Here is a 20,039-nt window from a genome sequence, read left to right as displayed (position 1 = left end):
CAAAGCACACTTCTCGCTTAAACGATAATTCTAAATACAAACAAAAAGGCCACTGAAGAGTGGCCTTTTTTATTGGCATTAAAGAAGGCTAACTCAAAAAATATTGAAACTATAAAGCAAGTAGTTTTTTTCAAATTACATTTTTTTTGGATAAAAAGAGAAAGACTGTCGGGTTATGGTTTTTTGACTGTAAGTGTTTGATATGTAATGGTAAATAATTTCTTTTTTTGGAGATAAGTTTTTTTGGCTGTTATGATTGCAATCATAAGATTAAGGGAAACTATTACTGAAATTTGTATAAGAAATTCTAAACAAAAAATATCATGTACAAATTATCAGTATTACTTGTCGCTATGTTTTTATTCATTTCATGTGGCAAAAAAGAACAAACAGGAGGTGATTTTTCTAAACCAACTACTGAGGATGCTGCAAAACCTGCAGATGCATCTACCTATGATCCTAATCGTGGAGAAGGAAAATATGATAAAGTTGATTTGGGAGCAACTTTGGATCAGGCTATGGCTACTGAAGGACAAAAAGTAGCCGAAGTAAAATGCACGTCATGTCACAAACCTACAGATGAAAAACTTGTTGGTCCTGGTTGGAAAGGTGTTACATCACGTCACAGACCGGAATGGATTATGAATTTTATCACGAATCCTGATCCGATGATTACCAAAGACCCTAAAATGCAGGCTCAATTAGAAATTTGCTTGGTTCGTATGCCGAACCAAGGATTGAATGATACTGAGGCAAGAAACATTTTAGAGTATATGCGTAAAAATGATGGAGTTAAATAAGCCTAAAACTAATGACAATTGAAATTCAGCAACTTTTAAAATTGTCACTCTAAACCAAATAATATCATGAAAAATAAATTTTTAAAAGCAATTTTAACTATTGCTTTGGGAAGTGCTTTGCTCACTTCTTGCAAGCCAAAAAACTCAGGAGATGCCGTTAGTGGCGATGCTGCTCAAAAAGCTTACGTGGCTCCTGGGAAATATGATGAGTTCTATAATTTTGTTTCCGGTGGTTTCAGCGGACAGATGAGTGTTTACGGAGTTCCGAGCGGACGTTTATTCCGGGTGATTCCTGTATTTTCTGTTGATCCCGAAAAGGGATATGGGTATAATGAAGAGACCAAACCGATGTTGAATACTTCACACGGTTTCGTGCCTTGGGATGATTTACACCACACCGAAATGTCACAAACTAATGGTGAAGTAGATGGACGTTGGGTTTTTGGTAATGCTAACAATACACCGCGTATCGCCCGTATCGACCTGAAAACATTTTCGACCAAGGAAATTATTGAATTGCCGAACAGTGCCGGAAACCACTCTTCTCCTTTTATTACCGAAAACACAGAATATGTAGTTGCCGGAACACGTTTTAGTGTCCCTGCAGACAATTCTAACGGAGATGTGCCGATTAATACTTATAAAGAAAATTTCAAAGGACATTTAAGTTTTGTAAAAGTGGGCAAAGAAGGCGATATGAGTATTGCTTTCCAAATCCAATGTCCGGGAGTGAATTTTGACCTGTCACATGCCGGTAAAGGGAAATCACACGGTTGGTTCTTCTTCTCTTGTTACAATACGGAACAAGCCAACACCCTTTTAGAAGTAAATGCTTCTCAAAAAGACAAGGACTTCATTATGGCAGTAAACTGGAAAAAAGCAGAAGAATATGTTAAAGCCGGTAAAGGAAAATTGGTTCCAACCAAGTATGCTCACAATGTGTATGATGAAAAAACACATACGGCAAAATCTGAAATTGTCGACAAAGTGTTGATTTTAGATTCCAAAGAATTGAAAGATATCTGTTATATGATTCCGTGTCCTAAATCACCTCACGGTTGTGACGTAGATCCTACCGGAGAATACATTGTAGGTTCCGGTAAATTAGCAGCTTTGATTCCGGTATTTAGTTTTGATAAATTACAAAATGCCATCAAAAACAAACAATTTGAAGGTGATTACGACGGTATTCCGGTAATCAAATACGAAGCAGCATTACACGGCGAAGTTCAAAAACCGGGTCTTGGACCATTACACACAGAATTTGACGGAAAAGGTAATGCCTACACCACATTCTTTGTGTCATCTGAAGTGGTGAAATGGGACATCAAATCCTTGAAAGTTTTAGACAGAGTACCTACGTATTACTCCGTAGGTCACCTTTGTATCCCTGGTGGTGACAGTAAAAAACCATTTGGTAAATACTTGATTGCTTATAACAAAATTACCAAAGATCGTTACTTGCCAACAGGACCGGAGTTAGCTCAATCAGCACAGATTTATGATATTAGCGGTGATAAAATGCAACTGATATTGGATTTTCCAACCATTGGAGAACCACACTATGCTCAGGCAGCACCAGCGGATATAATACGAAACAACGGCCAATTGAAATTCTACAAACTCGAGGATAATCACCACCCATTTGTGACCAAAGGCGAGAAAGATGCTAAAGTAGTTCGCAACGGAAAACGTGTTGATGTGTACATGACTTGTATCCGTTCTCACTTTGCACCGGATAACATTGAAGGAATCAAATTAGGAGATGAAGTATATTTCCACGTAACCAACTTGGAACAAGATTGGGATGTACCTCACGGATTTGCCATCAAAGGCGCCAGCAATGCCGAATTGTTAATCATGCCGGGTGAAACAACTACCTTAAAATGGGTGCCGGATCGAGTGGGTATTTCTCCATTCTATTGTACCGATTTCTGTAGTGCACTCCACCAAGAAATGCAAGGATACATCAGAGTGTCACCGGCAGGAAGTTCAGTTCCGATTACTTTTAGTGTTGGAACCAACTTACCGAAACCAACTGCCAAATAAAATTAACCAAAGGGAACAAGTTTTATTTGTTCCCTTTTTTTCTCTTTCTCATGAAAAAATATAAAATTTCTATAGTATCAAAGGTGTTACTTTTGATAGTAGCAGCTTTGTTTGTGGGTTCATTGTTCGTCCCAATGTGGCAAATACAGCTTGAGGCTCCACAATATCCGGAAGGCTTGGTGTTGCAGTTGCATGCCAATAAAATAGGAGGAGATGTAGATATTATCAATGGACTGAATCATTACATCGGTATGGCAACCTTGCATACCGAAAACTTCATAGAATTCAGTGTGTTGCCCTATGTTTTCGGAGCTTTTGCAGTCATTAGTTTGCTCTTAATATTTAATGCCAAAAGAAAAGCTGTTTTGTGGTTTTTGATAAGCTATATGTTATTTATTGTTTTAGCGGCAGTCGATTTCTACCGTTGGAATTATGATTACGGACACAATCTCAACCCCGATGCTGCTATTAAAGTACCGGGTATGGCATATCAGCCTCCCTTAATCGGATATAAACAATTGCTGAACTTCGGGGCTTATTCCATCCCTGATACGGGAGGATGGATGCTTACAGCAGCCGGACTATTATTGTTTGTAATTGTACTGAAAGAATATAAATTTAACAAAGAAAAATAACCTATGAAAAAGTCAGTCTTGGCCTTAGTGTTGCTGTTTGTCTTAGTATCTTGTGGAAACCGTGAACCTCAACCTATTAAATTGAATGTTGATTCTTGTGATTTCTGCAAAATGACAATTGCGAATGCACAGTTTGCAGCCGAATTGATTACCGATAAAGGACGCATATACAAGTTTGACGATTTTACCTGCATGATACAGTACACCAAAGAAAATTCGACGGCAAATAATGCGAAACTATTTGTAAACGATTATCTTACCGCAAATAAATTTATTCCGGTAGAACAGGCTTTTTTTCTGAAAGGAGGTACCATTCATGCTCCTATGGGTGGAAAAGCGGTTGCTTTCAGCAACAAGGCTGATGCCCAACAATACCAACCTAAATTACAAGCCGAAGCGGTCAACTGGAAAACACTTTATAATCCAAATTAAATGAAAACCATCCTCAGTTGTATATTTTCCCTTTTAATATTTTCCTTGACTGAAGCCCATACTATTCCGGTAGGAGCACAGTATCCTGTTAAACGAATCAAACAGGCTTTAGCTATGGCGAAAGACCGTGATACCGTTGTTGTCTATGGCGGAATCTATAAAGAAGGAAATATTGTTGTTGCCAAGAAGATTATTTTTCTGGGAAAAAATAACCCCATACTTGACGGGCAACATAAAGGAGAGGTTCTATCGGTGAAGGCTGATAGTGTGCTTGTAAAAGGTTTCCGGTTAGTGCGTTCGGGCTTTGCGGCTTTAGATGATCCTTGCGGCATTAAAGTGTATAACAAGACGTTTGTGCGTATCGAAAACAATTACCTGGAAGACAATTTCTTTGGAATTTACATTCAAAACGGAAGCAACTGTATTATAAAAAACAATACGATTATCGCCCATGGCAAAGAAGAACAACTGATAGGCAACGGGATTCACTGTTGGAAAAGTGCCAATTTGCAGATTACAGCCAATACAATACAAGGTCATCGCGATGGTATTTACTTTGAATTTGTAACCAATTCGGTAATTTGGCGCAACATATCTACGCAAAATATTCGTTACGGGTTGCATTTTATGTTTTCAAATGATGATGCTTATATCTCCAACATCTTTAAAAATAACGGAGCTGGTGTAGCTGTGATGTTTACTCGTGATGTTAAAATGTTTAACAATACTTTTGAAGAAAATTGGGGCGATTCAGCTTACGGTTTATTACTCAAAGAAATCTCGGACAGTTATATTTTCAACAACCGTTTTATTAAAAATACTTCAGCCATTTACCTCGAAGGCGCTTCGCGAATCAAGCTTGAAAAAAATGTTTTTGAAGCCAATGGCTGGGCGATGAAGGTACAGGCCAGCTGCATGGATAATGAGTTGGTCAACAATAATTTTTTGGGCAACACCTTCGATATCAGCACCAATGGTAGCTTGGTTTTAAACACTTTCAACAGTAACTATTGGGACAAATACGAAGGTTATGATTTAGACAAAAACGGGATAGGTGATGTGCCGTATCATCCCTTGAGTTTGTTTGCGGTATTGACCGAAAAAAATCCGTCTTCCATGATTCTTTTCCGGAGTTTTATGATTACGCTTTTGGATAAATCGGAAAAAGTATTGCCCAGTATCACCCCCGATAATTTTATAGATAATTCCCCATTAATGAAGTCTTTGCCCCTATGATTGAAATAAAAAATTGCCAAAAGAAATTTGGGAAACTACAGGTACTGCAAGACGTTAGCCTTACCTTTAATCAAGGTGAATGTATTGCGCTGATAGGCCCGAACGGTTGCGGAAAAACAACCTTAATAAAATCCATACTGGGTATGGTGTTGCCCGATAGCGGTTCGATTGAATATAATGGAAAATCGGTTTTGGGAGATTACCAGTATCGGGAACATATTGGCTACATGCCCCAAATAGGACGTTATCCGGATAATATGACCATTGGTCAGATTATTGAAATGATTAAACAAATTCGTCAAAGTGATCAACCTTTGGATGAAGATTTACTCAAAGCCTTTGAATTGGAAAAGATGTTCAACAAACAAATGCGAACACTTTCCGGTGGAACCACTCAAAAAGTGAGCGCAGTATTAGCCTTTTTGTTCAATCCCGAAGTCTTGATTTTGGATGAGCCTACAGCAGGTTTGGATCCATTGGCTTCCGAAATCTTAAAGGAAAAAATTATTGCTGAGAAACAAAAAGGGAAACTCATCTTAATCACATCGCATTTGCTGAGTGAATTGGATGATTTGATTACCGAAATCATTTTTATGCAGGATGGACAAGTTCATTTCCATAAAAAAGTAGCTGATTTAAAACAGCAAACCCAGGAAGAAAAAATCTCGAAAGCGATTGCTCAAATATTAAAACAACGGTCATGAACAGAATCATTAAAATAATACTACTCGATATTCTCAAGAACAAAATTGTATTGGCCTACACTTTGATTTTGGCTGCTTTATCTTGGAGTTCTTTTGCCTTAGAAGACAATTCCGCTAAAGGTTTACTGACCATTTTAAATGTAATTCTTTTCACTGTCCCTTTGGTTTCCATTCTTTTTGCCACCATTTATCTGTACAACAGCGCCGAGTTTATTGAGTTGCTCTTAAGTCAACCCATCAAACGAAAAAAAATATGGATGAGCCTTTTTTTGGGAGTGTCTTTGTCGATGATTTTGGCTTTCATTGTGGGGGCCGGAATACCTTTGTTGTGCAATGCTCCCGATAATTTGGGACTCATGATGGTCGTGGTCGGTTGTCTGATTTCAGTCATTTTTGTAGCCTTAGCCTTTTTAAGTTCCATATTAACCCGTGACAAAGCCAAAGGAATTGGTATTTCTATCATGACTTGGCTCTATTTTGCATTGCTTTTTGACGGTATGGTGTTGTTTTTATTATTTCAATTTTCAGATTATCCTATCGAAAAAATGATGGTAGGAGTGACAGCTTTGAGTCCGATAGATTTGGCTCGTATTCAAATATTGTTGCACTTAGATGTATCGGCTATGATGGGGTATACCGGAGCCATTTTTAAGGATTTTTTCGGTACGGGAGTGGGTTTGATTGCCTCTTTTCTACTACTTTGTTTGTGGGCAGTTATTCCTTTTTTCATTTCATTAAACCGATTTAAAAACAAAGATTTGTAACCAATGAAAACCGATATTCGCAATAGAAAAGACATTGAAAAGCTGGTTAATGCTTTTTATGATACAGTCAAAAAAGATTCTGTTATTGGCTATTTGTTTACTGATGTGGCTCAGGTCAATTGGGAATTGCATTTGCCTAAGATGTATAATTTTTGGGAGAATATTCTTTTCTTTACTGCCAATTATGAAGGAAATCCGATGGCTCGACATAAAGAACTTCACCAAAAAAGCCCTATGACCAAAGTGCATTTTCAACATTGGAATGAATTGTTTACTCAAACAGTGGACAAACTTTTCGAAGGGAAAAAAGCGGAAGAAATCAAAAACCGGGCGTTGAATATTTCTGATGTTATGATGTATAAAACGCTGTCACAATGAAGCATCACATTTTTCTCGTTTTACACTTACTGGCCGCTACCGTTTGGGTAGGAGGCCATTTGTTTTTATCCCTTCGTTTTTTGCCCGAAGCCCTGAAAAAAAAGGATCCGGAAGTGCTCAAAAACTTTAAAGACAAATTTGAACCGGTAGGGATGCCCTCCCTAATAATACTTTTGATAACAGGAATTCTGATGGCTTATGATTTTGACGTGACGGTTACCAAATGGTTTTCGTTTTCCAATGCTATTGAAAAAGTGGTTTCGTTAAAATTGATTTTAATGTTCACTTCCCTACTCATGGCTATCAATGCGCAAATTTTCGTTTTTCCGAAAGTTACTTCAGAGCGTTTGAAGCCGGTCGCCATTCAGATTGTTCTCATTACACTGATAGGAATAGCCATGTTGGTTTTGGGAAGTTTAGTCAGAGTGGGAGGGTTGTAGTTTTTTTGTTTTTCACAAAACCACCTCGGTTTTCAGTCCGTTTCAAAGAATGATCTACAATTAACAGCCCTACTGTAATCATGTTTTTCAATTCGCAAAAAGCCTTATTTAAGGCAAAATTTTCTTCTAGTAATTGTAGTTCTAACTCCCAATACGTTAATTCCATTTGACTATCCAACAAATCGACATCATTTCGGATTATACCCGCATTTTGCTGCATGATTTTTTGCAAATGGTCGCGTATAGAAGCCAGATATTTTTGATTCATGGTGCCGGGTTTTGGAAGAAATTCATGATGATTCACGACTGCTGTTTTTGGATTAATTTTCTTTTTTTGAGAAAGATATGTGTAAATGTTGTTTGAATATACTATGGCTTCCAAAAGCGAGTTCGATGCTAATCGGTTGGCGCCATGCAAACCGGTACGCGAACATTCACCGCAAGCAAATAAATTTTCAACCGAAGTTTGACCGTTGGTGTTCACCACAATTCCACCACACAAATAGTGCTGTGCCGGAATAACCGGAATCCATTGAGTTTCTACTGGTATGCTCAGGGCTTTACATCGGTCATAAATCATTGGGAAATGATTTTTAAAAGCTTTTATGTCCAATTGTGTACAATCGAGATATACACATTCGTCTCCTGATTTTTTGAGCTCCTGCTCTATACTTTGGGATACAATATCTCGCGAAGCCAAGTCGGCACGGTCATCATATTCGGTCATAAAACGTCGTCCGTCTTTGGTTCGTAAAACGGCACCAAAACCCCGCACCGCTTCCGAAATTAAAAACGTAGGGTTAACGTCTTTGTGGTATAAAGCCGTGGGATGAAATTGTATGAATTCCATATCCGCAATGATGGCATTGGCTCTTTTGGCCATGGCTATACCGTCTCCGGTAGCCACCGTTGGATTTGTGGTATGACCGTACACCTGACCAATACCTCCTGTTGCCAATAGCGTATAGGTTGATTGAATGGTAATTATTTCATTGGTGAGCTCATTTAACACCTTGGCACCCAGACAACAGTTGTCTTTCGTAACCAAATCCAATGCAAAATGATATTCATAAAATTCTATGTTTGGTTGGCGGTGAGCCTCAGCCACAATGGCCTTTTCTATTTCGTAACCGGTTTGATCTTTATGATGCACCACACGGTTGTTTGAATGACCACCTTCTTTTCCCAAATCTAAAGTTCCGTTTGCGGTTAAGTCAAATTGTGCCCCCCAATTCATAAGTTCTTGCAAGCGTTCCGGGCCTTGGGAGACTACCATTTTCACCACATCAGAATCACACAAACCGTCTCCGCATATCAGGGTGTCCTGAATATGCTTTTCAAAAGAATCTTCAATTTTATCGATAACCACAGCAATTCCACCTTGGGCGTATTTGGTATTGCATTCTTCTTCCACCGTTTTGGTAATGATAATCACTTTTCTTTGAGGAAACCGCTGCGCTATTTTTATAGCAAAACTCAATCCTGCGATGCCCGAACCGATTACTAAGTAGTCACACTTTTTCATGATTTGGATAATTCAAGCATTCTTGTAATGGGGACCAAGGCTTTTTTGATAACGGATTCCGGTACTGTAATTTCCGGACTTTCATGTACCAGACAATCATATACTTTTTGCAATGTATTGACCTTCATAAAGGCACATTCACTGCAGGCACAGGTATTGTCTTCTTTGGAAGGAGCCGGAATTAAAAGCTTATCAGGTACTTCCTGTTGCATTTTGTATAAAATTCCTGCTTCGGTGCCCACAATAAATTCGGTTTTGGGACTGTTTTTTACATGAGTTATCATACCGGCAGTAGAACCAACATAAGCTGCGGTTTCCAGTATAACGGTTTCCGATTCGGGATGGGCAATGATTTCGGCTTTGGGATGTTGCTTATGTAAGGCTATCAATTTTTCTAATGAAAAAGCCTCATGTACAATGCATGAGCCATCCCACAATAACATGTTTCGCCCGGTTTGTTGGTTGATGTAATTCCCCAGGTTTTTATCGGGAGCAAAAATAATCGGAATGTTTTTGGGTACAGATTGTACTATTTTAACCGCATTTGACGAAGTACATACGATATCACTCATCGCCTTGATTTCTGCAGAACAATTAACGTAAGTGATAACCAAATGATCAGGATGCGCTTCTATAAATTTTTTGAATAGTGAGGGAGGACAAGAATCAGCTAATGAACATCCTGCAGTGAGATCGGGCAGAATTACTTTTTTATTCGGATTTAAAATCTTGGCAGTTTCGGCCATAAAGTGTACCCCGGCAAACAAGATAATCGAGGCAGCTGTTCTTTCCGCTTCCTGCGATAATCCCAAACTGTCACCCACATAATCGGCTATTTCCTGAATGGCAGGTTCCTGATAATAGTGTGCCAGAATAACAGCATTCTTTTCTTTTTTCAGAGCCAGAATTTTTTTCTTCAGTATTTCCATAACATTTTAATTGTGACCTTTAAGCGTTAAGTGTCCACAAAATAACTCACGAAAAACCGCATATTCTATGACTTTAATCATACAAGGGTATGGTGTTATCTTCTTAATATTGAGAATAAATTAATTACAAAAAAAAGATAGAATATGAATACATTAGAACACCCTACAGTAGGAGAATTAGTAGCACAGGACTTCAGAACGGCTGCAGTATTTTCTAAATATGGTATTGATTTTTGCTGTAAAGGGCATAAGACTTTAACTGAAGCTTGTGCCAAAAAAGGATTGGATGCCGACTTAATTCAGGATGAGATAGATGTGGTCTTGGCATCAAAATCAGATCTTGGCGTTGATTTTGTTTCCTGGCCGGTAGATTTGTTGATTGACTATATTGAAAAGACCCATCATCGATATGTGGAAGAAAAATCAACCAGTCTGCTTTTCTTTTTGGATAAGCTTTGTAAAGTACACGGACAAAGACATCCGGAGTTGTTTGAAATTGCCACTCATTTCAGAATTTGTGCCGGCGAATTGGCACAACACATGAAAAAAGAGGAATTAATTTTATTTCCTTTTGTCAAAAAAATGTATTACGCTTTGAAAGATAATTCATCAATGGAGCAGCCTCATTTTGGCACCGTCGACAATCCTATTGCAATGATGCGAGAAGAACATGAAAACGAAGGAGAACGTTTCAGAAAAATAGCGGCTTTAACCGACGAGTACACACCACCGGCTGATGCTTGTGAAACATATAGAGTAACTTTTGCCATGCTACAGGAATTTGAAAGAGACCTGCACAAACACATCCATTTGGAAAACAATATAGTGTTCCCGAAAGCGAAAGCCATGGAGGAACGCTTTTCTATAGTGTAAATAACTTTGCTGTAAAACCAACGATATGGAAAAATATGTTATCAAAAGAAATGGCGATTACAGGCTTTTTGAAGGATATAAAATAAAGGATGCTATTGCCAAAAGTTTTGCCAGTGTCTCCCTTCCTAATGATGCCTCTGTTTTCAGAGCAGTGATGGATACTGTTAAAAGCAAAGATACTTGGGCGGTTGAAGAACTTCAAGATTTGATTGAGAAAATCCTTTTTGACAAAAGTTATTTTACGGTGATGCGTTCGTTTATGCTCTATCGGCATACGCGTAAATTGCAACGGGAACACGTGCAGGGACTGAATGATGATACAACTTATGTCGACAGCACACAAACCATAGAAGAGTATATCAATCAAACGGATTGGCGTATCAATGCTAATGCCAATACTTCCTATTCCAATGCCGGATTGGTCAACAATGTAGCCGGAAAAATTATCGCCAACTATTGGTTGGATAAAGTATACACTAAAGAAGAAGGTTACGCACATAGAAACGGAGACATTCACATTCACGATTTAGACTGCCTGACGGGTTATTGTGCGGGTTGGAGTTTACGTGTGCTACTCAACGAAGGATTCAACGGCGTACGCGGTAGAGTGGAGAGTAGACCTCCCTCGCATTTCCGTGAAGCCTTGGGACAGATGGCTAATTTTTTAGGTATACTGCAAAGTGAATGGGCAGGAGCGCAAGCTTTCAGCTCGTTTGATACCTATTTGGCGCCTTATGTTTTTAAAGACGATTTGTCCTTTGAAGAGGTGCTTAAAGCGGTGCGAAGTTTTGTATACAATTTGAATGTGCCGGCACGTTGGGGACAATCGCCTTTTACCAATATTACCCTGGATTGGGTAGTTCCCGATGATTTGAAAGAACAAATTCCGACCCGAAATGACCATCATTTATTTGAAAAGAATGCGAGTGAGAAGTTATTGCAAAGAGCAAACGAAAGAGGCGTAGCAACTGTAACCGAATTGCGGTATGAGCATTTTCAAAAGGAAATGAACCTAATCAATAAAGCCTATTATACTGTGATGACTGAAGGCGATGCCAATGGTCAGCCTTTTACGTTTCCCATTCCAACGGTTAACATTACCGAAGACTTTGATTGGGAAGGTGAAAACACCGAGTTGCTTTTTGAAAATACCGCTAAAATAGGTTCTTCTTATTTTCAGAATTTTATTGGGAGCCAATATGTTTTGGACGAAAATGGGCAGCGTGTAGAAAATCCGAATGCTTATAAACCAAATGCTGTTCGCAGTATGTGTTGTCGTTTGCAATTGGATTTACGCGAATTACTCAAACGTGGCAACGGCTTGTTCGGCAGTGCTGAAATGACCGGAAGTATTGGTGTGGTTACCCTCAATATGGCACGACTAGGCTATTTGTATGAAGGTGATGAGGAAGAATTGTATATGGCTTTAGACCGGTTGTTATTTCTTTCAAAAGAAACCTTGGAAAAGAAACGGCAGTTTATTCAGGAACTGTATGACCGCGGATTGTTTCCGTATACCAAACGGTATTTACCACATTTCAGAAATCATTTTTCTACCATTGGCGTCAATGGCATGAACGAAATGATTCGCAATTTTACAGCGGATAAGCATGATATTACAACACCGTTTGGTTTTGAATTCTCGATGAAACTGTTAGACCACATTCGCAACAGGATGAAACAGTTTCAGGAAGCTACCGGAAATTTATACAATCTTGAAGCTACACCGGCCGAAGGTACCACGTATCGTTTTGCCAAAGAAGACAAAAAACGTTTTCCCAATATGCTGCAAGCGGGTATGGGAGAGAATATTTATTATACGAACAGTTCTCAAATTCCGGTTGATTTTACACAAGACCCATTTGAAGCTTTACTGTTGCAGGATCAGCTGCAGTGTCAATATACGGGAGGAACCGTGCTGCATTTGTATATGAACGAAAGAATCAGTTCTCCCGAAGCATGTAAGAACTTTGTCAAAACGGTCTTAACCAATTTCAAACTGCCTTACATTACGGTAACTCCGGTATTTAGTGTTTGTCCGGTGCACGGCTATTTGAACGGAGAACACGAATATTGTCCGAAATGTGATGACCAACTCATACAAACCTTAAATCATACAGCAGATGCAAACAACTAATCAAATTTTAGAAACGAACCAGCATTTGAGAACCAAATGTTTGGTCTACACTCGTGTTATGGGCTATCATCGCCCGGTAGAAAGTTTTAATATCGGGAAGAAAGGGGAGCACAAACAGCGCATTCATTTCAAGGAAGTGAAATGCTGAGTAAACCTATTGCCGATATTACTCCTTTCACATTATTGGATTATCCGCATCATTCAGCCTGCATTCTTTGGTATGCAGGCTGTAATATGCGTTGTCTGTATTGTTATAATCCCGAAATTGTTTTGGGTAAAGGCACAATCGATTTTTCAAGTGTGATTACCTTTCTTAATCACCGTAAAGGTTTATTGGATGCTGTGGTCTTTAGCGGAGGTGAATGTTTGATGCACAAAGCCATTTGTCATCACATAAATGAAATCAAAAAACTTGGATTTTTAGTTAAAATCGATACAAATGGATCCAAACCTCAACTATTGGAGCAATTGATAAAAGAGCAGCAGATTGATTATGTTGCTCTCGATTTTAAAGCCCCACAAGAAAAGTTTAAAACCATCACGCAGTCAAATCGCTATGCCGCTTTTGAACAATCATTGACACTGCTCTTGCAATCCGATATCCCATTTGAAGTTCGTACTACGGTCCACTCCCAATTGCTTTCTGAAAAAGACCTGCAGTATATGACGACATTTTTAGAGGCAAGAGGATATCAGGGTAACTATCATATTCAATCTTTCCGGAACAATGTTGATACTCTGGGACAATTGGGTTTCTCGCCGCAAATGCAGGAAAAACAGGTTGCTTCAACAACTTCAAAAATCAAGATAGTTTATCGATAGCTGATTTCCATTTCATTTTTCGGAATTACTATTTCGCTTAATTTGATTTTGTAGTCATCTAATTGTTCCAGAATTTCTTTTTTCTTTCCTGAAAAATAGGCAGAGGTTTGCATCAGGTTTTCATAATAGGTTATTCCTTCCGAAAGATTGCTTCTGAAGTTTTCCCATTTTTTTATCTGATTTGAAGCCACCTCACTGCTGAAATTTGAAATTTCTTTTTTCAGATAATCAACGTACATTTTTAGCTCCTTAATGATCACTACAGGTCGATTGATTTCAGTGATGATATTTGTATTGCCATAGATGTGTTTGACCATTTCCAATAAGGTTACTTCTTTGTCAAAGTAAGCCAGGTTTGGCCCGGGACAAATGACCACTCCTTGTTGTTGTCCTTTGATGGGGATACTGTTTTCCAGATAAGCCGAGTTTACCAAACCTACACACAGACACGATTTTTCAGTGATTTTATTCTTTTTATCTTCAAAATCTTTAGCGGTCAGATTGGATTTAATTTTTTCAAGTTCCTCTAATTTAATATCCTGATATTTTTTGGATGCTGTACAGGTTCCTTTTACATCGTATTCTTTGCTTAAAGCCAACAGTTTCTTCGGGCAGGAACTTCCTGCTTTATTTTGTTCAATACGAAGCTTTTTCCATGTGTCATTGGAAACTCCTTTTACGGAGTTAAAAGGAACACCCAAAGGGGAGATATTACTGAGATAAAAATCATCTTCTTTGGCATTGAGTAATAATTTTCGGGTTTCGCTGTCAACCGAGCTCGCTTCAGGAACCAATAAAAATGGGGACCCCCAACCTATGGAGTCTAATTGGTAATGTTCCAGCAAAAAAGCATGCTCTTCTGCAGTTCCTACACCTCCCTGAGCAGTTATTTTTAAAGGTAGCGGTTGCTCGGGGACTGACATCCCTTTTTGGCTTAAAGCTTTCACCAACAAGCTGTGGGCGGATTGAATTAATTCTTCTTTTTTTAGTCTGAATTCTTCTAATATTGGTCCCAACAGAAATCCGTCAGTGGCAAAGGCATGTCCTCCGCAATTTAGGCCTGATTCGATGCGGTATTCAGAGACCCACAATCCTTTTTTAGCTAAAAAATTACCTTGTATCATTGCCGAACGAAAATCACTTACTTTCAGAATGATTTTCTTTTTTAGATTGGAATAAGCATCAGGGAAAAAATCACTGAAATTTTCAAAATAGCTGTACAATCGTGGGTTCATACCGGCAGAAAGTACCACTGATGAGTCTAAATTACTATTGGCAAATCCTCTGAGTGAAGCATGAGCATCATTAAATTCAACGGGCAATTGCACATCGTTTTCAAAATTATCCTTGTCGACTTTGGTCATGATGTTGACATCAATATCACCGGGCACTAATTGTTCTTCGAGCAAGTTCTTGAGGTTAGTTTTCGAGTGAGAGTCTTCCTTAAGATAACTTTCTAATTTTTCTTTCAGCTCTGATTTATAAGGCAACATCGTAATAAAGTTTTCCAGAGTAGTTTTACTTTCTGTTAACTCACTTTTGAATTTTTCAAATTTTTCTTTTACTATACGGTCTACTAAATTCAAATAACTGGTAATTCTTGCTGCCCTGTAATCGTGCACTTTTTGAGATATTTCCTGATAAGGAACGGCAAATTTTTTGCTGTAAAAAGCTCTCATTTTTTCGATTAATTCATCATCTGTAATAGAGATTACAGATGAAATGCCATATTGTGCCACTCGAATCGGACTGTCAATGGTATAGGCTAACCCCATAACAGGAATATGAAAAGAATGAAGGGATGTTTTTTTCATAAGTTGAAAGTAAAAATATTAATTGGCGAAACTCATCAAATTAACTCAGGAATACGATGATAAATGTCATGTTATGATTTTCTCTTTTAATTTAATTAATAATGTATAGCTAATGAGGTATAAACCGGTTAGTAATCCCAATCCTGAGAGCACAAAGAACAAATAAATCAAATGCAGTGATTCCTGAAATGCACCAAAGGAAATCATTTCGCGACCCAATTGCCAATATCCTTTTTTTACTCCCATGACTAATAAAAGAATCCAAAACAGCAGGAAGGAAAAGTGAAAAATTTTCATCCCGATTTCAATGTTGTACCGATTTTTTTGAGTAATGTTTTTATTTTTTTCCAATATGTAAGTTATGGAGGCTAACAGAATCAAAGTGTTAATACCAATAGTGCTTCCCATAGAATGAGCCACGGTAATATGGGTGCCGTGTGTAAACAGATTAACAGCAGGAATTGAAATCAGTAAAGCTAAAATGATGTTGAGTAACACCCAGAAATCTGCCAGACGGATTAATCTTCGTGCCAAAGGAAAATCGACCAGATTTCTTTGTTTGGCACTTGTTTTCCAGTCATAAATGATAGAAAATAAAATAATCCACTCACTCATACTGATGGCGTATGCCAAATACCGTATCCAAGGAACAGACGGAACAATGTAGGTATGATGTGCCCAACCCAACATCAGATTGGTCAATCCCAGAAAGTAAAAGAAAAAAGCCTTTGAGGAAAACGCATAGCTGTTGTCTTCGTTTATCTTTGACATTACATACAATGCGGTACCATATACCAGCATATTCCAAGAGCCTACATAGGAACCGCCGGCTTTCCATTGCAACATTAGGTTTTGTACAAATTGGCCTTTGAAATAAGGCAGCATCCAAAGATGAGCTTCGGTGAAATGGTATATCATAAAAAAAATTCCGGTACCCCACATCCAGTAATAAACCGGCCACGATTTAAATTGAGGTAATACAGTTTTACAATATGTGATAGCCAACAATATCCAACCCAGCATAATAGGAAAATAAAAGTAGATCGGAAACTCCAAATATTCTTTTCCTCCAAAATGTTGTGTCAGATAGGCATAGGTTATCCCTATTCCGGAAAGGAAAAATATCCAAAAATGCCATCGAATGTGATTCCCCCCGAATCTTGACGATTGAGAAGAGAGAATGTAATAATACACCCCACCAATGGCTGAAAGTACAATCCAGGAGATGACAAATAAAGTGTGAAGAGGACGCATGGCGCTAAACGGAACTAACGATTTGATAAAATCGGGAATCAGATATTGTAAACCGGCTAAAAAACCACAGAGTAAGGCCAACATTAGGCAAATCAATCCTAAAGCCAAAAAGGATAAGGCATATTTTTGATTTTTCATGGTGTATTGGTTTTAATGGAAACCCAACCGTTGGATTCAACAACTGCTCCCCGGTTAGGATATTGGCCGGTTTGATCAACTTCTTTAAGAAAGGCTACCAGCGCCTCTTTTTCTGTTTCCGAAAAATGAAATAAAGGCATCGCTTTTACACCACTGTTGAGCATGGCTTTAATTTGCGGCGCTCCTTTACCTTGTTGGGAGTAGATATTGGTTAAATCGGGACCAAGATAACCACCCAGTCCGTATAGTTGATGACAACTGTTGCAATTGTACTGTTGCCACAATCGCTCTCCGGCCAATGCCTTTTGGGATAAATGAACCGTGCCAAAACAAGAAGTTTGTGTATAAATCCAGAAGTTGTAACACATAAAACCACCAACCAATAGCGATAAAATGAGTTGATAGCGAAACTGATTTTTCATGAAAATGCAATGCGGATAAAAAGAGTTGTTTAAATCATCACAAAAAAAGCGTGAACGACAACTTCACGCTTTTCCACTTTAAAAAAGAAAAACAACAGATGAATTAATAATTATTTCGCTTTTGGTAAAAGAACATCGCCAATCACATGAATGATACCATTTGAAGTAGGAATAGAGGCTACGATTTCGGAACCATTAACAAAGGTTTTGTCTCCTTTTTTAGTAATGGTAACCTTGCCGCCATAAACCATATCAAACTGTTGACCATCTTGCATGTATTCGGTTTTTAAAGCTCCTACATAAGTATGGTATCCCAAGATGTTAGCTAACTTTTCTTTGTTTTCTGGTTTTAGTAAATCTTCTACAGTGCCTTTGGGTAGTTTGTCAAAAGCTGCATTGGTTGGAGCAAATACAGTAAATGGTCCGGCATTGGAGAGCGCATCCACTAAATCAGCGGCTTTTACAGCAGTAACTAAAGTTGTGTGATCTTTACTGCCAATAGCAGTTTGTACAATATTAGGACTTGAGGTTTCATCTTTCACACCCGATTGTCCTGTGGCTTCGGTTGGAGTTGTGTTTTCTGAAGTTGTTTGAGCTGGTGCTTCATCGGTTTGTTTGCATCCGAAAGCCATAAAAAAGCCGGCTAATAACAAAAGTTTAATTGAATTTTTCATAATAATAAATACTTGGTTTATACCAACAAAGTACCTAATTATGAAATGGTTATTTTATGAGTCCAATCATAAAAGAGGTTGAAATTTTACTTTTTTTATAGAATAAAAAGTGGTAATCAAAATTCCCAATACCAAGAGTATGGCAATGCCAAAAAGCATTTGGTTGACAAACGGAATTACGGTATAACTGAACGAGGCTATTCCCTGAATTGCCAAAACAATTTCGTTTAACAGCACACCTACTGAAAAGAGAATGATACCGTATTTGATTTTTTGATTGCTGTGAAATAAGGAGTTTGCATAGATATAAAACAGTAAGAACAAAGAAATTATTGCCAAAAGGACCAAATGCAGATACGCAATAACAATAGGGCGAAATCCAAAAGCCAGTTGACTTACCGAAGGTATAGTAGAACCTAACTGCAGCAATAGTTTTACACTTAGTGCAAAAGCAACAAACAATAAAATATAACGCAAGAAAAACGGATAGTTTTCAAGCATTTCAAGTTTCCTTTTCGAAAGGATATAAAGTAACCGAAACCACGAATATACTTGGGTAAAAGCCGCAATAACGGTAATGATATAGAGCCATAAAGGTAAATTAAGCCAAAGCGTAGATAAGAAGTAAGCCGGGATACAGGATGCAAAAAACAATTTGAATGAAGTTTGGTAAAATGAGCTTTCTTCTTTTTTTAAGTTAAAAAAATCAAACAGCAATCCCATGCATCCAAAAAAGAACCAGCCGTTATATTGAAAATGCAGGTAATAATAAATGGATGCCAAATACTCATCCTGATAAACATTTTTAGTAGCCATCATATAGGCGAGATAAAAAGTTCCTGCAGAAGACAGTATATTAAAACCAACGGCAGATTTGAACCAGTTAACAGCCAACAGTTTTTGATTTAAGGGTTTCACGTCTTTAAAGAAGGAATAACCAAAAACGTAAGCTACTAAAATGGAAGCGGTTGAAAAAAAGATAGAATACAAACCATATCCCTGTAAAATAAAAGAAATGAGCATTCCGTAAGAACAAACCAAATTGGCTATAATAATTTTATTGTACTTGGTACTGTTAAATTCTTTTAGCCTTTTTTGTAAAAAATGAATCAGTAAAACCATCAAGGTATGACTAATCCAACCGCCAAAGGCAAAATGAGAATGCGAATGCTGTAAGCTTTTTTGATTGAAGTAAGGAAACTCAAATCCTATTTTATAACGCATCAATAATCCTAATGAGGCAACAATACAAAGATTGATTAGAGAAAATTTAAGCCAAAATTTTGTGGTAAACATTTTAAAAAAATATTTTGTGATTGATGATTTCCACCTTATTCGTTTTACTCATCTTAGTCAAAGCTCTGATGACGGTTTCCACTCGTAAACCGGTAAAATTAGCAATCTCCTGACGGGTAAACGGTACCAACTCTTTGGTGTTACAGTCATTCCTTTTGTTGGCATTCAAGAAAGCCAGAATTCTGAATTCGGGTTTTTGATTTACAATATCTTTAGTGGTCATCGATTTGGAATGAATTCGTCGTGCCATTAATTGTAAAAACTTTTTTTGAATGGATGGATATTCATCCAAAATTTTGAGAAATTTATCTTTAGAAAGCTTAATAATCTTACTATCCTGAAATGCTACTGCGGAAGCCGGGTAGGCTTGCTCTATCATCAGCGGAGGTTCACCAAAACTTTGGCCATCCGAAAAATAGCCTTGTGTAAATTCCTTGCCTTCGTCATTAGTGTTGAACATTTTGACACTCCCTTCTATGATTTGGAAATAAAAATTGGCCATGTCTTCTTCATAAAAAATTATCTCATTTTTTTTGTACTCTTTTGCTATGGCACCCCAAGTAAACAATAAATCGATGTCTATTTGCATGTTTGATTTATAGAGTTTTTAAGCTGAATTCCTTTAATGCAAAAAGGGAAAAGCTAAGGTTAGACAAAAATAATTTTTATAAAAATACTAAAATTATGACCTTAATCATATTAAAAGCTAAAATTTGA

Annotated in this window: 21 protein-coding genes; 13 read left to right on the top strand and 8 right to left on the bottom strand. The window is 37.8% G+C overall.

The features are described from left to right. Window positions 1-323 precede the first annotated feature (323 nt). The 9 genes from ACSVH6_RS11510 (at window position 324) to ACSVH6_RS11470 (ending at window position 7,438) form a co-directional block, all read left to right on the top strand. The gene (locus tag ACSVH6_RS11510; protein WP_438078627.1) at window positions 324-800 is read left to right on the top strand and encodes a c-type cytochrome; all 477 of its coding nucleotides are present in this window, start codon (window positions 324-326) and stop codon (window positions 798-800) included. Window positions 801-866: 66 nt separating this feature from the next. Continuing rightward, window positions 867-2,849, top strand: coding sequence for a Sec-dependent nitrous-oxide reductase (nosZ, locus tag ACSVH6_RS11505; RefSeq protein ID WP_438078626.1), 1,983 nt, complete (start codon window positions 867-869; stop codon window positions 2,847-2,849). A gap of 50 nt (window positions 2,850-2,899) precedes the next feature. After that, the gene (locus ACSVH6_RS11500) at window positions 2,900-3,484 is read left to right on the top strand and encodes a hypothetical protein (RefSeq protein WP_438078624.1); all 585 of its coding nucleotides are present in this window, start codon (window positions 2,900-2,902) and stop codon (window positions 3,482-3,484) included. Window positions 3,485-3,487: 3 nt separating this feature from the next. After that, window positions 3,488-3,916 (top strand): nitrous oxide reductase accessory protein NosL, encoded by a 429-nt coding sequence (locus tag ACSVH6_RS11495; RefSeq protein WP_438078622.1) that lies wholly within the window; start codon window positions 3,488-3,490, stop codon window positions 3,914-3,916. After that, window positions 3,917-5,152, top strand: coding sequence for a nitrous oxide reductase family maturation protein NosD (locus tag ACSVH6_RS11490; protein WP_438078620.1), 1,236 nt, complete (start codon window positions 3,917-3,919; stop codon window positions 5,150-5,152). Next, window positions 5,149-5,856 (top strand): ABC transporter ATP-binding protein, encoded by a 708-nt coding sequence (locus tag ACSVH6_RS11485; RefSeq protein ID WP_438078618.1) that lies wholly within the window; start codon window positions 5,149-5,151, stop codon window positions 5,854-5,856. The genes ACSVH6_RS11490 and ACSVH6_RS11485 overlap by 4 nt, the downstream gene beginning before the upstream one ends. Further along, window positions 5,853-6,620, top strand: coding sequence for an ABC transporter permease subunit (locus ACSVH6_RS11480; RefSeq protein ID WP_438078616.1), 768 nt, complete (start codon window positions 5,853-5,855; stop codon window positions 6,618-6,620). Before ACSVH6_RS11485 ends, ACSVH6_RS11480 begins: the two co-directional genes overlap by 4 nt. Window positions 6,621-6,623: 3 nt before the next feature. After that, on the top strand, window positions 6,624-6,998 hold the full coding sequence (locus ACSVH6_RS11475) for a group III truncated hemoglobin (protein WP_438078614.1): 375 nt from the start codon (window positions 6,624-6,626) through the stop codon (window positions 6,996-6,998). Then, the gene (locus ACSVH6_RS11470) at window positions 6,995-7,438 is read left to right on the top strand and encodes a copper resistance protein CopD (RefSeq protein WP_438078613.1); all 444 of its coding nucleotides are present in this window, start codon (window positions 6,995-6,997) and stop codon (window positions 7,436-7,438) included. Before ACSVH6_RS11475 ends, ACSVH6_RS11470 begins: the two co-directional genes overlap by 4 nt. Here the strand turns inward: ACSVH6_RS11470 and nadB are convergent. After that, on the bottom strand, window positions 7,419-8,963 hold the full coding sequence (gene nadB, locus ACSVH6_RS11465; RefSeq protein WP_438078611.1) for an L-aspartate oxidase: 1,545 nt from the start codon (window positions 8,961-8,963) through the stop codon (window positions 7,419-7,421). The two genes, ACSVH6_RS11470 and nadB, sit on opposite strands and share 20 nt — an antisense overlap. Continuing rightward, the gene (nadA, locus tag ACSVH6_RS11460) at window positions 8,960-9,892 is read right to left on the bottom strand and encodes a quinolinate synthase NadA (RefSeq protein WP_438078609.1); all 933 of its coding nucleotides are present in this window, start codon (window positions 9,890-9,892) and stop codon (window positions 8,960-8,962) included. The genes nadB and nadA overlap by 4 nt, the downstream gene beginning before the upstream one ends. Before the next feature lie 144 nt (window positions 9,893-10,036). On the opposite strand from nadA, the gene ric reads away from it, so the two are divergent. The 4 genes from ric to ACSVH6_RS11440 are packed head-to-tail and all read left to right on the top strand — an operon-like array spanning window position 10,037 to window position 13,724. Beyond that, window positions 10,037-10,765, top strand: coding sequence for an iron-sulfur cluster repair di-iron protein (gene ric / locus ACSVH6_RS11455; RefSeq protein ID WP_438078607.1), 729 nt, complete (start codon window positions 10,037-10,039; stop codon window positions 10,763-10,765). Window positions 10,766-10,790: 25 nt separating this feature from the next. After that, entirely contained in the window at window positions 10,791-12,902 is a 2,112-nt protein-coding gene (locus ACSVH6_RS11450; protein ID WP_438078605.1) for a ribonucleoside triphosphate reductase, read from the top strand. Beyond that, window positions 12,889-13,050, top strand: a complete 162-nt coding sequence (gene nrdD / locus ACSVH6_RS11445; protein ID WP_438078603.1) for an anaerobic ribonucleoside-triphosphate reductase — start codon at window positions 12,889-12,891, stop codon at window positions 13,048-13,050. The genes ACSVH6_RS11450 and nrdD overlap by 14 nt, the downstream gene beginning before the upstream one ends. Further along, window positions 13,044-13,724, top strand: coding sequence for an anaerobic ribonucleoside-triphosphate reductase activating protein (locus ACSVH6_RS11440; RefSeq protein WP_438078601.1), 681 nt, complete (start codon window positions 13,044-13,046; stop codon window positions 13,722-13,724). The genes nrdD and ACSVH6_RS11440 overlap by 7 nt, the downstream gene beginning before the upstream one ends. On the opposite strand, the gene ACSVH6_RS11435 is transcribed toward ACSVH6_RS11440, so the two are convergent. From ACSVH6_RS11435 to ACSVH6_RS11410, 6 genes are all read right to left on the bottom strand, one after another. Continuing rightward, window positions 13,715-15,538, bottom strand: coding sequence for a hypothetical protein (locus tag ACSVH6_RS11435; protein ID WP_438078599.1), 1,824 nt, complete (start codon window positions 15,536-15,538; stop codon window positions 13,715-13,717). The two genes, ACSVH6_RS11440 and ACSVH6_RS11435, sit on opposite strands and share 10 nt — an antisense overlap. Window positions 15,539-15,604: 66 nt before the next feature. Next, window positions 15,605-16,930, bottom strand: coding sequence for a cbb3-type cytochrome c oxidase subunit I (locus ACSVH6_RS11430; protein WP_438078597.1), 1,326 nt, complete (start codon window positions 16,928-16,930; stop codon window positions 15,605-15,607). Then, a complete protein-coding gene (locus ACSVH6_RS11425) occupies window positions 16,927-17,352 on the bottom strand; it encodes a c-type cytochrome (RefSeq protein WP_438078595.1) in 426 nt (141 codons plus the stop codon). The genes ACSVH6_RS11430 and ACSVH6_RS11425 overlap by 4 nt, the downstream gene beginning before the upstream one ends. 110 nt (window positions 17,353-17,462) lie before the next feature. Next, on the bottom strand, window positions 17,463-18,026 hold the full coding sequence (locus ACSVH6_RS11420; protein WP_438078593.1) for a fasciclin domain-containing protein: 564 nt from the start codon (window positions 18,024-18,026) through the stop codon (window positions 17,463-17,465). A gap of 66 nt (window positions 18,027-18,092) precedes the next feature. Then, window positions 18,093-19,322: a hypothetical protein gene (locus tag ACSVH6_RS11415; RefSeq protein ID WP_438078591.1), complete on the bottom strand. Its 1,230-nt coding sequence runs from the start codon at window positions 19,320-19,322 to the stop codon at window positions 18,093-18,095. Between the two features lies 1 nt (window position 19,323). Next, a complete protein-coding gene (locus tag ACSVH6_RS11410; protein ID WP_438078589.1) occupies window positions 19,324-19,911 on the bottom strand; it encodes a Crp/Fnr family transcriptional regulator in 588 nt (195 codons plus the stop codon). Window positions 19,912-20,039 lie beyond the last annotated feature (128 nt).

This window comes from Flavobacterium sp. XGLA_31, assembly GCF_051547105.1.
GTDB lineage: Bacteria > Bacteroidota > Bacteroidia > Flavobacteriales > Flavobacteriaceae > Flavobacterium.
The sequence above is the reverse complement of the archived record's forward strand: the minus strand, read 5'-3'. Positions and strand labels throughout refer to the sequence as shown.

Excerpts from the sequence above, each read along its gene's own strand:
- ACSVH6_RS11510 (WP_438078627.1), top strand. The coding sequence starts at position 324 with ATGTACAAATTATCAGTATTACTTGTCGCTATGTTTTTATTCATTTCA.
- nosZ (WP_438078626.1), top strand. The coding sequence starts at position 867 with ATGAAAAATAAATTTTTAAAAGCAATTTTAACTATTGCTTTGGGAAGT.
- ACSVH6_RS11500 (WP_438078624.1), top strand. The coding sequence starts at position 2,900 with ATGAAAAAATATAAAATTTCTATAGTATCAAAGGTGTTACTTTTGATA.
- ACSVH6_RS11495 (WP_438078622.1), top strand. The coding sequence starts at position 3,488 with ATGAAAAAGTCAGTCTTGGCCTTAGTGTTGCTGTTTGTCTTAGTATCT.
- ACSVH6_RS11490 (WP_438078620.1), top strand. The coding sequence starts at position 3,917 with ATGAAAACCATCCTCAGTTGTATATTTTCCCTTTTAATATTTTCCTTG.
- ACSVH6_RS11485 (WP_438078618.1), top strand. The coding sequence starts at position 5,149 with ATGATTGAAATAAAAAATTGCCAAAAGAAATTTGGGAAACTACAGGTA.
- ACSVH6_RS11480 (WP_438078616.1), top strand. The coding sequence starts at position 5,853 with ATGAACAGAATCATTAAAATAATACTACTCGATATTCTCAAGAACAAA.
- ACSVH6_RS11475 (WP_438078614.1), top strand. The coding sequence starts at position 6,624 with ATGAAAACCGATATTCGCAATAGAAAAGACATTGAAAAGCTGGTTAAT.
- ACSVH6_RS11470 (WP_438078613.1), top strand. The coding sequence starts at position 6,995 with ATGAAGCATCACATTTTTCTCGTTTTACACTTACTGGCCGCTACCGTT.
- nadB (WP_438078611.1), bottom strand. The coding sequence starts at position 8,963 with ATGAAAAAGTGTGACTACTTAGTAATCGGTTCGGGCATCGCAGGATTG.
- nadA (WP_438078609.1), bottom strand. The coding sequence starts at position 9,892 with ATGGAAATACTGAAGAAAAAAATTCTGGCTCTGAAAAAAGAAAAGAAT.
- ric (WP_438078607.1), top strand. The coding sequence starts at position 10,037 with ATGAATACATTAGAACACCCTACAGTAGGAGAATTAGTAGCACAGGAC.
- ACSVH6_RS11450 (WP_438078605.1), top strand. The coding sequence starts at position 10,791 with ATGGAAAAATATGTTATCAAAAGAAATGGCGATTACAGGCTTTTTGAA.
- nrdD (WP_438078603.1), top strand. The coding sequence starts at position 12,889 with ATGCAAACAACTAATCAAATTTTAGAAACGAACCAGCATTTGAGAACC.
- ACSVH6_RS11440 (WP_438078601.1), top strand. The coding sequence starts at position 13,044 with ATGCTGAGTAAACCTATTGCCGATATTACTCCTTTCACATTATTGGAT.
- ACSVH6_RS11435 (WP_438078599.1), bottom strand. The coding sequence starts at position 15,538 with ATGAAAAAAACATCCCTTCATTCTTTTCATATTCCTGTTATGGGGTTA.
- ACSVH6_RS11430 (WP_438078597.1), bottom strand. The coding sequence starts at position 16,930 with ATGAAAAATCAAAAATATGCCTTATCCTTTTTGGCTTTAGGATTGATT.
- ACSVH6_RS11425 (WP_438078595.1), bottom strand. The coding sequence starts at position 17,352 with ATGAAAAATCAGTTTCGCTATCAACTCATTTTATCGCTATTGGTTGGT.
- ACSVH6_RS11420 (WP_438078593.1), bottom strand. The coding sequence starts at position 18,026 with ATGAAAAATTCAATTAAACTTTTGTTATTAGCCGGCTTTTTTATGGCT.
- ACSVH6_RS11415 (WP_438078591.1), bottom strand. The coding sequence starts at position 19,322 with ATGTTTACCACAAAATTTTGGCTTAAATTTTCTCTAATCAATCTTTGT.
- ACSVH6_RS11410 (WP_438078589.1), bottom strand. The coding sequence starts at position 19,911 with ATGCAAATAGACATCGATTTATTGTTTACTTGGGGTGCCATAGCAAAA.